This is a genomic window from Pseudomonas sp. Choline-02u-1 (genome assembly GCF_002836515.1).
In the GTDB taxonomy this organism is placed as follows: domain Bacteria; phylum Pseudomonadota; class Gammaproteobacteria; order Pseudomonadales; family Pseudomonadaceae; genus Aquipseudomonas.
Genome location: NZ_PJBC01000003.1, coordinates 337,829 through 352,080, shown reverse-complemented (window position 1 = coordinate 352,080; position 14,252 = coordinate 337,829). Strand labels below are relative to the sequence as shown.

General features: G+C 61.1%; 15 protein-coding genes. 3 read left to right on the top strand and 12 right to left on the bottom strand.

What is annotated here, in order from left to right; genetic code table 11:
- Positions 1–5: 5 nt before the first annotated feature.
- From murB to CXF97_RS03675, 8 genes are all read right to left on the bottom strand, one after another.
- The gene (gene murB, locus CXF97_RS03710; protein ID WP_101156179.1) at positions 6–1,025 is read right to left on the bottom strand and encodes a UDP-N-acetylmuramate dehydrogenase; all 1,020 of its coding nucleotides are present in this window, start codon (positions 1,023–1,025) and stop codon (positions 6–8) included.
- Entirely contained in the window at positions 1,022–1,486 is a 465-nt protein-coding gene (locus CXF97_RS03705) for a low molecular weight protein-tyrosine-phosphatase (RefSeq protein ID WP_101156176.1), read from the bottom strand. Before CXF97_RS03705 ends, murB begins: the two co-directional genes overlap by 4 nt.
- Entirely contained in the window at positions 1,486–2,250 is a 765-nt protein-coding gene (kdsB, locus tag CXF97_RS03700; RefSeq protein WP_101156174.1) for a 3-deoxy-manno-octulosonate cytidylyltransferase, read from the bottom strand. The genes CXF97_RS03705 and kdsB overlap by 1 nt, the downstream gene beginning before the upstream one ends.
- Positions 2,247–2,432, bottom strand: coding sequence for a Trm112 family protein (locus tag CXF97_RS03695; RefSeq protein WP_003179363.1), 186 nt, complete (start codon positions 2,430–2,432; stop codon positions 2,247–2,249). Before CXF97_RS03695 ends, kdsB begins: the two co-directional genes overlap by 4 nt.
- A 25-nt stretch (positions 2,433–2,457) precedes the next feature.
- The gene (gene lpxK, locus CXF97_RS03690; RefSeq protein WP_101156171.1) at positions 2,458–3,468 is read right to left on the bottom strand and encodes a tetraacyldisaccharide 4'-kinase; all 1,011 of its coding nucleotides are present in this window, start codon (positions 3,466–3,468) and stop codon (positions 2,458–2,460) included.
- Complete coding sequence (locus CXF97_RS03685; protein ID WP_041479458.1) at positions 3,468–3,896, bottom strand: biopolymer transporter ExbD; 429 nt, start codon at positions 3,894–3,896, stop codon at positions 3,468–3,470. Before CXF97_RS03685 ends, lpxK begins: the two co-directional genes overlap by 1 nt.
- Positions 3,893–4,528 (bottom strand): MotA/TolQ/ExbB proton channel family protein, encoded by a 636-nt coding sequence (locus tag CXF97_RS03680; protein WP_016771007.1) that lies wholly within the window; start codon positions 4,526–4,528, stop codon positions 3,893–3,895. The genes CXF97_RS03685 and CXF97_RS03680 overlap by 4 nt, the downstream gene beginning before the upstream one ends.
- 101 nt (positions 4,529–4,629) lie before the next feature.
- A complete protein-coding gene (locus CXF97_RS03675) occupies positions 4,630–6,864 on the bottom strand; it encodes a DNA internalization-related competence protein ComEC/Rec2 (RefSeq protein WP_101156169.1) in 2,235 nt (744 codons plus the stop codon).
- 136 nt (positions 6,865–7,000) lie between these two features.
- On the opposite strand from CXF97_RS03675, the gene CXF97_RS03670 reads away from it, so the two are divergent.
- On the top strand, positions 7,001–7,519 hold the full coding sequence (locus CXF97_RS03670) for a DUF2062 domain-containing protein (RefSeq protein ID WP_101156166.1): 519 nt from the start codon (positions 7,001–7,003) through the stop codon (positions 7,517–7,519).
- A gap of 65 nt (positions 7,520–7,584) precedes the next feature.
- Here the strand turns inward: CXF97_RS03670 and CXF97_RS03665 are convergent, their stop codons facing one another.
- The 4 genes from CXF97_RS03665 to CXF97_RS03650 all read right to left on the bottom strand — a co-directional run bounded on the left by CXF97_RS03665 (position 7,585) and on the right by CXF97_RS03650 (position 10,753).
- Positions 7,585–8,364 carry an ABC transporter permease gene (locus tag CXF97_RS03665; protein ID WP_039760202.1) on the bottom strand — a complete coding sequence of 260 codons (780 nt, stop codon included), beginning with the start codon at positions 8,362–8,364 and terminating at the stop codon, positions 7,585–7,587.
- A complete protein-coding gene (locus tag CXF97_RS03660; protein ID WP_101156162.1) occupies positions 8,361–9,293 on the bottom strand; it encodes an ABC transporter ATP-binding protein in 933 nt (310 codons plus the stop codon). Before CXF97_RS03660 ends, CXF97_RS03665 begins: the two co-directional genes overlap by 4 nt.
- A gap of 133 nt (positions 9,294–9,426) precedes the next feature.
- Positions 9,427–10,050: a glutathione S-transferase family protein gene (locus CXF97_RS03655; RefSeq protein ID WP_101156159.1), complete on the bottom strand. Its 624-nt coding sequence runs from the start codon at positions 10,048–10,050 to the stop codon at positions 9,427–9,429.
- A 43-nt stretch (positions 10,051–10,093) separates the two neighbouring features.
- A complete protein-coding gene (locus tag CXF97_RS03650; RefSeq protein ID WP_101156157.1) occupies positions 10,094–10,753 on the bottom strand; it encodes a transglutaminase family protein in 660 nt (219 codons plus the stop codon).
- A gap of 247 nt (positions 10,754–11,000) precedes the next feature.
- On the opposite strand from CXF97_RS03650, the gene CXF97_RS03645 reads away from it, so the two are divergent.
- Positions 11,001–13,448 (top strand): acyl-CoA dehydrogenase, encoded by a 2,448-nt coding sequence (locus CXF97_RS03645; protein WP_101156155.1) that lies wholly within the window; start codon positions 11,001–11,003, stop codon positions 13,446–13,448.
- Positions 13,449–13,521: 73 nt separating this feature from the next.
- Positions 13,522–13,929, top strand: coding sequence for a PA2817 family protein (locus CXF97_RS03640; protein ID WP_101156153.1), 408 nt, complete (start codon positions 13,522–13,524; stop codon positions 13,927–13,929).
- Positions 13,930–14,252: the final 323 nt, after the last annotated feature.

Here is a 14,252-nt window from a genome sequence, read left to right as displayed (position 1 = left end):
TAGCCTCAATACCGATTAGGCTCCATTTCCAGTTCGACCTGGAAGCGCTCGGCGATGTCTTTCTGGATACGTTGCGCCAGGTCGAGCAGTTCCAGGCCGGTGGCCGTGCCGTAGTTGACCAGCACCAGCGCCTGCAACTTGTGCACGCCGGCATCGCCGTCGCGGAAACCCTTCCAGCCGGCGCGTTCGATCAGCCAGCCAGCGGCCAGTTTCATCTGCCCGTCCGCTTGCAGGTAAGCCACCAGATCCGGGTGCTGCGCTTTGATCCGCGCGACCACAGCGGCAGACACCAGCGGATTCTTGAAGAAGCTGCCGGCGTTGCCGAGCACCGCCGGGTCCGGCAGTTTTTCACTGCGGATGCTGCAGATGGCGCGGCTGACGTCGGTGGGCGTCGGCTGCTCGACCCCCTGCTCGCTCAAGCGCTGACGCACCGGGCCGTATTCCAGATGCAGGTGCGCCGCGCGATCCAGTCTGAAACGCACCCGCAGAATCAGCCAACGTCCCGGCTGCTGCTTGAACAAGCTGTCGCGGTAGCCGAAATTGCATTCTTCCAGGCTGAAATCCCGTAGCTCGCCGCTCTCGCGATCCAGCGCGGTCAGGCCGGCAAACACGTCCTTGATCTCGACGCCATAGGCACCGATGTTCTGCATCGGCGCGGCGCCAACAGTGCCAGGGATCAGGCTGAGGTTTTCCAGCCCGGCCAAACCCAGGGCCAGCGTGTGCTGGACGAACGGGTGCCAGGGCTCGCCCGCTTCTGCCTCGACAACCACTTGACTGCCATCATCGCTGAGCAGGCGAATGCCACGGGTGGCCATGCGCAACACCAGCGCCGGAATATCCGCCGTCAGCAGCAAGTTGCTGCCGCCGCCGATCACCAGCAACGGCACGTTATGGGACGCGGCATAGGCCAGCGCTTCGCGGACATCGTCATCGCTGTGGGCTTCAGTGAACAGTTGCGCGCGCACATCGACGCCGAACGTGTTGAAGGCCTTTAGTGATGCCTGCGGTTGGACCTGCAGACTCATAACCGCCCCTTCACTTCGATCACCAACTGGTCGCAGGCCACTTCGATCAGATCAAGCACCTGTTCGAAACCCTGATCACCGTCGTAATACGGGTCCGGCACTTCATCGACCAGCCCGGCATAACGACGCAGGAACAGGTCCAGCTCGGCCCTGCCAGTAGACGGTTGCAGGGCCTTGAGGTTGCGCAGGTTGCTGTTGTCCATGGCGAGGATCAGGTCATAGCTGGCGAAATCGGCCCGACTGACCTGCTGCGCGCGCTGCGTCGACAGGTCATAACCGCGCAGTTTCGCCGCAGCCTGGCTACGCTTGTCGGGCGGGTTGCCGACGTGCCAGTCACCGGTGCCGGCGGAGGCCACCTCCACTACATCCGCCAATCCCGCGTCACGCAACTTGTGGCGTAACACACCTTCGGCGGTGGGCGAGCGGCAGATGTTGCCCAGGCACACAAACAGAACGCGCATCAGGCCCCCAGCAGGCGACGAACCCGCTCCAGGTCTTCTGCAGTGTCGACGCCGGTCGGCGGCGCGATCAGTGCATCGGCGACATGAATGCGCACGCCGTGCCACAAGGCACGCAGTTGCTCAAGGGATTCGGTGTTTTCCAGCCAGCATGGGCCCCAGCTCACAAAGTCGTGGAGGAACCCGGCGCGGTAGGCGTAAATGCCGATGTGACGGCGATAGGGCACGCCTTCCGGCAGTTGCTCGCGGCTTTTGGCAAACGCATCGCGAGCCCACGGCAAGGTGGCGCGACTGAAAGTCAGCGCGAGGCCGTTGATGTCACTGGCGACCTTGACCACGTTAGGGTTGAACAGCGTTTCCACATCCTCGATCGGCTCGGCCAGCGTGGCCATGCGCGCCTCGGTGTGGGCGGCGAGATTGGCGGCGACCTGATCGATCACGCTCGGCGGAATCAGCGGCTCATCGCCCTGGACATTGACCACGATCGCATCAGGTTCAAGGCCCAGTTCCGCTGCCACTTCGGCCAGACGATCGGTGCCGGAGTTGTGATCTTCACGGGTCAGCACCACTTCGGCGCCAAAGCTTTTGCACGCTTCGAAAATGCGCGCGTCATCAGTGGCAACGACGACGCGGGTCGCGCTGCTTTTGCTCGCCTGTTCCCAGACATGCTGGATCATCGGCTTGCCGGCAATATCCAGCAACGGCTTGCCCGGCAAACGGGTCGAGGCGAAACGCGACGGGATGACAACAGTGAAGGCTGCGGTCATTTATCCAGACGCTCGTCGGTGGTCAGGGTGCGCGCTTCGCTTTCCAGCATCACCGGGATGCCGTCGCGGATGGGGTAAGCCAGGCCGGCGCCCTTGCTGATCAGTTCGGTCTTGTCGGCGCTAAGCTTGAGCGGGCCTTTGCATACGGGGCAGGCGAGGATGTCGAGCAGTTTGGTATCCATGAACATTCCCAGAAAGAAAAAACAATTAAGGCAACAGACGATCCGGCAACAGGCGCATCAGCTGCGTGTCGAACCAGGCCACAAAGGCCGGAGACGGCACGGCATCGACCGCCAGATACCACCAGTCGGCAGCAGCGAAGGCACGGCACTTCACCGCATCCTTTTCGGTCATTACCAACGGCAATGACGGGGTGAAATTCAACGCCTGTACGCTGTATTCGGCGTGGTCGGCAAATGCATGCGGGACTGGTCGCCAGTCTAGCGCTTCGAGGGTATTGAAGAAACGTTGCGGATTACCGATGCCGGCCACCGCATGCAGCGCTTGCCCGGGCGGAAAATGATCGAGCGGCTGATGCTCGCCGCTGCGCAGGTTGACCAGCGCCGTGGGTTGCAGGCGAAAGGCGAAACCGTCGTCGCGATCAGCCAAGGCACCGTTAAACAGCACGCCGTCAACACTCTGCAGGCGCTCGACCGGCTCACGCAACGGCCCGGCCGGCAGACAACGCTGATTGCCCAGCCCCCGAGCCGCATCGATCAGCACCAGCTCCAAGTCTCGCGCGAGGCGATAGTGCTGCATGCCATCGTCAGACAGAATCAGATCCAGCGGCTCACTGGCGATCAAGGCTTTGACGGCGGCGCTGCGATCAGGGTCGATCATCAGCGGCACACCGGTGCGCTGGACGATCAGCAACGGCTCGTCACCAGCAGTCTCGGCGCTGTGCTCGGCTTCGACGCGCCAGGGCAGATGCGCCGGCTTGGCGCCGTAACCGCGACTGACCACGCCGACGCGCAGTCCACGGCGTCGGCAATGCTCGATCAGCCAAAGAATCATCGGCGTCTTGCCGGTGCCACCGACCGTAATATTGCCGACCACGATCAGCGGCACGGGCGACTGATAGATCTCACCCTCGCCGTCGAGAAAGCGCTGACGCTTGTTGATCACCACGCGGCGATACAGCATTTCCAGTGGCCGCAGCAGCGTCAGGGCCGGGTGCCCCTGATACCACGCGTTGAGCAGGCGATCGGACAGGCTCATCAGGATTTCGGCGCCGCCTCGACCGTGGTCATGCGCAGATGGCTGAAACCAAGCTTGCCGGCCGCGTCCATGGCGGTGATCACCGATTGATGCTGGGCCTTGCCATCGGCACTGATCGACAACGGCATGTTGGTGTCGCCGTTGGATTCTTTCTGCATGGCTTCCATCAGCGTCGGCAGATCATTCTTCGGCAGAATCTTGTTGTTCACCGAAAACACGCCTTCGGCACTGATCGCGACGTCCAGTTGTTTGACCTGCTGATCTTCGGCGGGCGAGCCGCTGACCGCTTCCGGCAGATCCACGCGCAGCTGGGTTTCGCGAGTGAAGGTGGTAGTGACCACGAAAAACAGCAGCAGGATGAACACCACGTCAATCAGCGACGCGAGGTTGATGTCCACGGTTTCCCGGGGCTTGCGACGGAATTTCACGCTTTGCCCTCGGCCAGATCGACATCACGGTCGCCCTGCACCACTTCCACCAGTTTGATCGCTTCCTGCTCCATGCCGACCACCAGCTCGTCGATACGACGCTGTAGGAAACGGTGGAAGAACACCGCCGGGATGCCGACCATCAGGCCTGCAGCCGTGGTGATCAGGGCTTTGGAAATACCGCCGGCCAGCACCGAAGCGTTGGTGGTCATGCCGGAACCGGTAAAGGCACTGAAAATATCGATCATGCCCAGCACGGTGCCGAGCAGGCCGAGCAACGGCGCCATGGCAGCAATGGTGCCGAGGGCATTGATATAGCGTTCGAGTTCATGAATGACGCGCGCGGCGGCCTCTTCGATGCACTCCTTCATGATCTCGCGACCATGCTTGGAGTTGGCGAGGCCCGCGGCGAGGATTTCCCCCAGCGGCGAGTTGGCGCGCAGTTCCTTGAGTTTTTCCTTGTTGAGCTGCTTGTCCTTGATCCAGACCCAGACCTGACCCAGCAAATGCTCGGGGGTAACGCGACTGGCGCGCAGTGTCCACAGGCGCTCGGCGACAATCGCCATGGCCGCGATGGAACTCAGAATGATCGGCAACATCATCCAGCCGCCGGATTTGACCAATTCCCACACAGTGACAGTCCCCTCGAAAAAGTGCGCCACTTTACCATACCGATCCGCGATTAAGACCCGCCACCCCGACGACCGTGAGGTGGCAACCATGCTGGCACCGATCAACGGCCAGGCGTCGGCGGATCACGCCAGAAACGCCGCTGGTGACGCATCGTCCACGGCGCTTTGAAGCTGCCCAGTTGCAGATGGATGGCGCCCTGCTCGGCGCTGTCGTAAATGCGCAGGCCTTGCTTGCGGTAGCGCGCCAATACCGTTGGATGCGGGTGACCGAACGAATTGCCGTGGCCGCGGGAGATCAGCACCGCTTCTGGCTGCAAGGCTTTGAGCAGAGCCATCGACGATGAGCTGCGACTGCCGTGGTGGGGTGATTGCAGCCACTGCGTCGGTACGGCAAGTGGGCTGTCGAGCAGGACGCGCTCGGCGTGGGTGTCGATGTCGCCAGTGAGCAGCAGGCGTTCGCCGTTGGCCTCGATTTGCAAGACACAGGAGCGCTGGTTGCTGTCATCGGCCGCCGACCATTGCCAGAGCTGGAACTGCACGCCATCCCACTGCCATTGTTTGCCACTTTCGCAAGCTTCGGCGTTCAACTCGGCCGGCAGGTTCGGCGGATCGCCGCTGACGATGCGGTGCACATTCACTCCATGCATGATCGCCCGTGCGCCGCCAGCGTGATCGACGTCGGCATGGCTGAGCAGCATCAGGTCGAGCGCTTGCACATTGAGTTTGCGTAACGCTGGCAACACCACGCGTTCGCCGATATCGAAATCGCCGAAGCGCGGGCCGGCGTCATAGAGCAATGCGTGATGTCGAGTGCGGACGAGGATGGCCAGACCTTGGCCGACATCCAGTTGCCAGATATCTGCCCGGCCTTCATCTACTCGCTCTCGCGGCGGTAACACCAACAACAACATCAGCGGCCAGCCCAACGGACGCAGCGGCACGCTACGGGGCAACAACAATAATGATGCGCCGAGGCTGCCCAAGGCCAACGCCCAGAAGGGGATCGCGGCAGGGACCCACGCTGGCCATTGCCCGGCAATCAGCGCCAGCGCGATGAACAGCCAGTCGATCAAACCACCGGCCAGCCACAACAGCCCTTCACCAACATGGGGCACGGGCAGCAACAGCGTGCCGAGCAGGGCCGGCGGCAGTACCACGAGGCTGACCCACGGTACTGCCAGCAGATTGGCTACAGGCCCACTGATGCTGATCGGCAAGCTCAGCGCCAGCAATACCGGACACAAGCCGATTGCGATCAGCCACTGCGCGCGAGTCCAGGTCTGCCACCAACGCCAAGCGCCCAGCCGCCCGCCGAAGGTGAAGATCAACACCGCCACTGCGGCGAACGACAGCCAGAAGCCGGGACGCAAACTGGCCAGCGGATCAAGCAGCATCACGCCATTGAATGCCAGCAGCAACGGCCACCACGCGCCGAGATGGCGAAAACGCAGGCGCCACAACAGCACTAGCGCCACCATCACGCAGGCGCGCTGCACCGGCACATCGAAGCCGGCGAGCAAGCCGTAACCCAGCGCCGTCGCGAAGGCCAGACCGCACGCCCACGGCAGCCATGGCCAGCGCAACGGCCAGATTCCGAAACGCGCCAACCCGGCGACCAGCATATACATCACCGCCGCCAGCAAACCGATGTGCTGGCCGGAAATCACCAGCAAATGCACGGTGCCGGTGTCTTGCAGTACCTGCCAATCCTCGCGCCTGAGCCCAGAGCCATCACCGAGTACCAGCGCCGCCAACGCGCCCTCGCGTCCTTGCGCATCCACGGCCAGCAGGCGCTGACGAACCCCGTCGCGCCATGCATTGCGCGCCTCAGCCAGACGCTGACCGTCCTTGATCGTGCCGGTCGCACCGATCCGTTGCGCCAGCAGCCACGCCTCGTAATCGAAGGCGTCCGGATTGAGTAAACCAGTCGGGCGTTTCAACTTCACCGCCAGACGCCAGCGTTCGCCGCTATTGACCGCAGGCCCGGCATACCAGGCCAGGCGCAGCAGCGACGGCAACTTTTCGTGGCGTGAGTGGGCATCGGCCAACTCGAAACGCACCACGCCCGCGTCGTGCTGTGGCAAGCCGACCACGCGCCCTTCAAGCCAGCGGGTTTCACCATCCAGGCTCGGCGGCAAACGATCATTCAAGGCCCACTGCGCGCCGACACAGGCCCACGTGTAGCCAAACAGCAAAAACGCCAATGGATAGCTGCGAAACGGCAGCAGCATCAGCGCCACCACCGGTAGCACCAGCAACCAACCGACCGGCGGCAAGACCGGTAAAAAAACCGGGGCCAGCAGACCGACTGCCAGCGCCATCATCCCTGTGCGCATATGCCCGTCCTTGAGAGTCCCCTCCTTAGGCATAGCGGGTCTGCGGCACGACCGTCGTCAACAATTGTCACAAAGTCTGAATGGGCGGCTCATAGAATCCAGACATACTTGCCGCCTTAACCGACCGAGAAGCCTTATGCCCCGGCGCTTATTCAAACGTTACATGCCCGACCCGACGAGCATCAGGGAACACAAATCCTTACGCTTTCTCGGCACGTTGCTGCATGACCCGAACCTCTGGCACCTCAATCGCCACTCGGTGGCCCGGGCGATGGCGGTTGGCCTGTTCGCGGCGTTCTTGCCGATTCCGGCACAGATGCTGGTCGCGGCGGCGTTGGCGGTGATGGTGCGGGGCAACATGCCGATCGCGGTGAGTCTGGTCTGGCTGACCAATCCGATCACCATGCCGGCGGTGTTTTTCTGCACCTACCAGGCCGGGGCGTTTCTGATGGATGTGCCAGCGCGGCATCTGCCGGACGAGTTGACCTGGGAATGGATCAGCGGTGAATTGTCGACGCTCTGGCAGCCGTTTTTGCTGGGTTCGGTGGTTGTCGGCCTGGTGCTGGGGATTCTCGCCTACTTCCTTGTGATGCTGTATTGGCGCTGGTGGGTGGCGCGTCAATGGCGGCGGCGCAAGCTAAGTCGGCAGAAATGAATGCAAAACGGCCTCCGCGATGGGAGGCCGTTTTTGATTGTCAGACATGCAGGGTACCGCGTGCTTCAGGTGCGCATCCCGCGTCCACTCACCAGCAACCGCGCACAGCCGAGATACAGCACCACGGTCGCTACCAGCATGAAAGTGATCGCGATGCCGATACGAATATCCGAGACACCAAGGATGCCGTAGCGGAAGGCATTGACCATGTGCAGCACCGGATTGGCCAGCGAGACGGTCTGCCAGAACGGCGGCAGCAAGGTGATCGAATAGAACACGCCACCCAGGTAGGTCAGCGGGGTCAGGACAAAGGTCGGGATGATCGAAATATCATCGAAGTTGCGCGCAAACACCGCGTTGATGAAGCCCAGCAGCGAAAAGATCGTCGCCGTCAGCACCACCACCAGAATGGTCACGCCAAGGTGATGCACCTGCAAATCGGTGAAGAACAGCGACAGAATCGTCACGATCAGACCCACCGCCAGACCGCGCAACACACCACCAATGGTGAAGCCGATCAGGATCGTATGCGGGGATACCGGCGAAACCATCAGCTCTTCGATCGAGCGCTGGAACTTGCTGCCGAAGAAGCTCGACACCACGTTGCCGTAGGAGTTGGTGATCACCGACATCATGATCAGTCCCGGCACGATGTACTCCATGTAAGTGAAGCCACCCATGTCGCCGATCTGCCGCCCGATCAGGTTGCCGAAGATCACAAAGTACAGAACCATGGTGATCGCCGGCGGCAGCAATGTCTGCGGCCAGATCCGCATGAAGCGCTTGACCTCGCGGTAGACGATGGTTTGCAGGGCGACCAGGTTGGGGCCGAACTCGGAACTCATACCGCCACCTTCGACAGATTTTTCTCCACCAGGGACACGAACAACTCCTCGAGGCGATTGGTTTTGTTACGCAGGCTCAGCACTTCGATGTTCTGCTGCGCCAACTGGGTGAACAACGCCGTGATGCCCATGGATTTGTCGACCTGCACTTCCAGGGTGTGGCTGTCGAGCAACCGGGCCGGGTAGCCGAGCAATTGCGGCGCAACCTGCAGATCGTTTTTCAGGTCGAGCAAAAAAGTTTCCACGTGCAACTGGCCCAGCAACTGTTTCATGCTGGTGTTCTCGACAATGGTGCCGTGGTCGATGATGCCGATGTTGCGGCACAGCTGCTCGGCCTCTTCCAGATAATGCGTGGTCAGAATGATGGTGATGCCCTTCTGGTTGAGCCCAGTGAGGAAGGTCCACATCGAACGGCGCAGTTCGATATCGACACCCGCAGTCGGCTCATCAAGGATCAGCAGGCGCGGTTCATGCACCAGCGCACGGGCGATCATCAAACGGCGTTTCATGCCGCCGGACAGCGAACGCGACGGCACATCGCGCTTGTCCCACAGGCCGAGCTGCGTCAGGTATTGCTCGGCGCGTTCCTTGGCGACTTTGGCCGGGATGCCGTAGTAACCGGCCTGGGTCACGACGATATCGAAAGTCTTTTCGAACTGGTTGAAGTTGAATTCCTGCGGCACCACGCCGATCGAGCGCTTGAGCGCTGCCGGGTTTTTATCCAGGTCATGGCCAAAGACATTGACCGTGCCGCTGGTCTTGTTGACCAGGGTCGAGAGGATGCCGATGGTGGTGGATTTGCCGGCACCATTGGGGCCAAGCAAGGCGAAAAAGTCACCTTCGGCGACGTCCAGATCGATACCACTCAAGGCCTGGAACCCGTTGCCGTAGGTTTTGGTTAGCTGCCGGATGGACAGAGCGGAACTCATATCGGATTTACGCACCAAGAAGGAAGGAAAGAGATAAATAAGGGCGGACGGCGAGGGAAACAACCGCGGCGCAAGTTCGCAATGGTGCTTGCCGCCGCCGCACAAGTACAGTCAAGTGTGTCGATAGTAATTATCAAGTCAACGCGGTCATGACCGCTTTCTGATAGGCCGGACGCTGTTTCAAACGTTCATACCAGGCTTGCAGATGCGGTTGCGGGGCGCGCTCGATGGGCATTTCGAACCAGGCATAAATGAAGCTGCCCAACGGGATGTCGCCCATACCGATGTCGTTGCCCGAGAGGTAAGGCTGGCTGATCAGGGCATGGTCGGCCATGTTCAGCAACTCATCACACTCTTTGATCGCGGCATTGATCGCCTTCCAGTCCTGCTTCTCGGCAGGGGTGCGTAGCACACCCCAGAACACCGTGCGAAACGGCCCGGCGAAACTGGAAGTGGTCCAGTCCATCCACTTGTCCGCCGCGGCGCGGGCTTGCGCATCCGCCGGGTACCAGGCGCTTTCCGGCGCGTGTTTGGCCAGCAGATAGCGAACGATGGCGTTGGATTCCCACAGCACGAAACCGTCATCCTCGATCACCGGCACCCGGCCGTTCGGGTTCATCGCACGGTACTCGGGCGTATCGACCACACCGAACGCGCCGCCGGCATCGATAGCCTCGTAAGCAAGGCCCAGCTCTTCGGCCGCCCACAGGGGCTTTCTGACGTTCGATGAATTTTTCCGTCCCCAGATCTTCAGCATGACCGCCTCTTTACAAGTGAGTGGACGGCCAGCATACGCCGGATCAGGTGCGACTCAAATCGGTCTGCATATCGCCCAGCAGCACCGGCAATTGCTCGCTGAACAGATGCGGATAGCACTTTTGCAGGTGCTCGAAGAAGAAAGCTTCCGGCACATCGGTGAACTGGCCGTGATCGATCAGATACTCCATCAACTGCGCGCCGTCACGGTTGAAGGGGTGGAAAACGCTGTCGTTGACCCCATCGAACTCGAGCGCGGCGACGTTGAACAACTCGCACAGTTGCTGATTGAACGCCGGCGTCGCCTTGACCCAACGGCCGTCGAGAAACAACTCGGTGTAGCCATGCATGGCGAACACGTCGCTTTTCAGTAACTCGAGCAGACGCGGCGTCGACAGGTGATTGCGCACGTCGGCCAGACCGATACGCGCCGCAATTCCGCAATGCCGCGCACAACCGGCGAGAAGCGTGGCTTTCGGCACGCAGTAACTCTGCCCTGCGGCGAGTGCATAACTGCCGCGCAAGGTTTGCGGATCGCGACTGAACGTATAGGGGTTGTAGCGCACCGCCTCGCGCACGGCGTAATAAAGACTGATCGCCTGATCACGCGGATCATTACTCGCGCCGCGATGCCGCTCGGCGAACTCCACCACTGCCGGGTGGTCACTATCGATGAAGCGGCCGGGGCTCAGATACTCGTGCATGACGGCAATCTCCTGGGTAAGCCACGAGTCTAGCGACAGCGTGAGCACAGAGATAACGACGTTTCGGCCAAACCTGAATGCAAAGCTGCGCAGCAACGAACGATTTCCCACACGTGTTGCCCACCGAACCTACGAAAACCATCCGGGGTTTCCCACGATTTCAATCACCATGCTCTGACCACCCGTATTTACAGATGCCGTCTAAGCTCTGGAGGGTCGATTTGCCTTGGTTCACGGAGGACTGAATATGCTGTTGTTGTGGATACTGGTTTTGATCGTCGGGGTGGCGTACCTCGCCCATCGACGCATCGCCCCGCTGCCTGCGTTGGGCGTGGTCGCTGCCTACCTGGTGGCGATGGGGATTTTCAGTCACGCGCCGGGCTGGCTGCTGTTCATTTTCTGGGTCTTGCTGGCGGTGGTCGCCGCACCATTGCTGCTGCCTGACCTGCGCCGCAAACATTTCACCGCGCCGCTCTTCAACTGGTTCCAGAAAACCCTGCCGCCGATGTCGCAGACCGAACGCGACGCGATCGATGCCGGCACCGTGTGGTGGGACGGCGAGCTGTTCAGCGGGCGTCCGGACTGGGACAAACTGCTGTCCTATCCCAAAGTGCAGTTGAGCGAAGAAGAACAGGCGTTCATCGATGGCCCGACCGAAGAACTCTGCGCGATGGTCAGCGACTGGCAGATCGGTCAGTCAATGGACCTGCCGCCCGAGGCTTGGACGCACATCAAGGAACACGGCTTTTTCGCCTTGATCATCCCCAAGGAATACGGCGGCAAAGGCTTCTCCGCCTACGCTCACTCGCAAGTGGCAATGAAACTGGCGACGCGCAGCGGCGACCTCGCATCGACCGTGATGGTCCCCAACTCCCTCGGCCCGGCCGAACTGCTTTTGCATTACGGCACCGACGAGCAACGCAATCACTACCTGCCGCGCCTGGCCCGTGGCGACGATATTCCGTGTTTCGCCCTCACCGGTCCGCTCGCCGGCTCCGACGCCGGCGCGATGCCTGACACCGGGATCATCTGCAAAGGCCAGTGGGAAGGTGAAGAAGTCATCGGCCTGCGTCTGAACTGGGAAAAGCGCTACATCACCCTCGGCCCGGTCGCCACCCTGCTCGGTCTGGCATTCAAGGCCTACGATCCGGATCATCTGCTCGGTGAAGAGGAAGACCTCGGTATCAGTCTGGCGCTGATTCCGACCGATACCGCCGGCGTGGAAATCGGCCGGCGCCACCTGCCGCTGGGCGCTGCGTTCATGAATGGTCCGAACTCCGGCAAGGACGTGTTCATTCCGCTGGACTACCTCATCGGTGGTCAGGAAATGCTCGGCAAGGGCTGGATGATGCTGATGAACTGCCTGTCCGTGGGGCGTTCGATCTCGCTGCCAGCGGTGGGCACCGGCGCGGCCAAGTTCACTAGCCTAGTCACCGGCCAGTACGCGCAGATTCGCGAGCAATTCAATGTTCCGCTGTCCGCGTTCGAAGGTATTCAGGAAGCCATGGCGCGCATTGGCGGCAACGCGTGGATGATGGACGCCGCACGCATGCTCACCGCTAACGCGGTGGATCTCGGGGAAAAGCCTTCGGTGCTGTCGGCGATCCTCAAATACCACCTCACCGAACGCGGCCGCGAATGCATCAGCCACGCCATGGATGTGCACGGCGGCAAAGCGATCATCATGGGGCCGAACAACTACCTGGGCCGCAGCTGGAACGGCGCGCCGATCTTCATCACCGTCGAAGGCGCGAACATTCTTTCGCGCAACCTGATGATCTTCGGTCAGGGCGCAATCCGCTGCCATCCGTTTGTACTCAAGGAAATGGCCCTGGCAGGTCGCGAAGACAAGGAACAGGCACTTAAGGAATTCGATGGCCTGCTGCTCAAGCACATCGGTTTTGCCGTCAGCAACGCGGCCAGCACACTGGTACTGAACCTCGGGTTTGGTCACTTTGAACATGCGCCGGGCGACAAGATCAGTCAGGGCTACTTCCGGGCGCTCAACCGTCAGGCCGCTGCCTTCGCCATGCTCGCCGACTTGAGCATGATGCTACTGGGCGGCGAACTGAAACGCCGCGAACGCCTGTCGGCACGCCTCGGCGATGTGCTGAGCAACCTGTATCTGGCCTCCGCCGCGCTCAAGCGTTATCACGATCTGGATTCGCCGGCCTACATGGAGCCGCTGTTTCGCTGGGCCATGGAAGAAAGCCTTGGCCAATCGGAGCGCGCACTGGATGAGTTGCTGAGCAACTTTCCGAACCGGGTGTTCGGCTGCCTGCTGCGGGTCATCGTCTTCCCGTTCGGGCGCCGGCACAAAGGCCCATCGGACAAACTCGGCGCCGAAGTTGCTGCGGTCATCGGTCGCGCCAAAGGCGATCCGGCATTGGAGGAACTGCTCGCCGGCTGCTATCGCCCGCAGTCAGCAGATGATGCAGTGGGCGCGCTGCAACACGCCAGCGACCTGCTCGACGCTGCGCAACCGCTGCACAAAAAATTGCACACCGCACTGAAAAGCGGCCAGGTCAAGCCAGCAGCCGGTGAACACGCTATCGATGCCGCACTGGAAGCCGGCGTGCTGCAAGCGGTCGAAGCGCAAAGTCTGCGCGACGCCGAGGCCGCCCGCCGCAAGGTGATCGACGTCGATGATTTCGACAAAGAGGAACTGACCCAGGCAGCGGGCAAAGTCCGCTGATCCCGGTTTTTGTGAAAAAACGGCGCGAGAGCTTTATACTCCCGCGCCCGTTTTGCTCTTGAGGACTTATCTCGTGTCCAACGTCGTTGCCGATCATCTCGTGTTGCTCGACCACCTGCGCAGTATCCTGGTCGCCGTAGGTGAGGCCGAACAAGTGCCCGAAGAAAGCCATGCCCTGTTCCTCGAGCGCTTCGATGAACTGCTGGCTTCCCTGCCGATCGACCCTATCGAAAGCCAATACCTGGGCCAGGACATCCTCACCCAAGTCATCAGCCGCTACCCGCAAATCGCCCACCTGATTCCACGCGATCTGCTGTGGTTCTTCGCCGGCGACTGCCTGCACTACCTCTCTGACGAAGAAATCGACCTGTACCAGGCCCTCGAAGAACGCCGCTACGAAGCCGAACAGAACGATGAACCGTTCGACTGGAACCAGGAAAAACAACTGCTGGCCATGTCCGTGCAGGACAGCAAGCACTGATATCCGACAGGTAATCAAAAGGCCCGCACTGGTGATTCCATGCGGGCCTTTTTTTGAAAATCAAAAGCCCCTCACCACTCAACACAATGAGCGTTAGCTCGAGTACCGCTTTTGATCTTGCCGTGCCAGCGATGTCGGAAGGCTGAGTGGCGGGATTGATCCGGGCGTGGGAGCGCAGCGACCGTCTGGCGCAGCCAGACACAGCGCAAGGAGGTGCAGCGCAGCAAACCGTAGCCGCTGCGCCCGGATCAGTCCCGGAGCGAAGGTACCCCGAGCCCCAGCGAGCGGGCCGAACGTAGGAGCTAGCGTTTTTTGCTGACTTT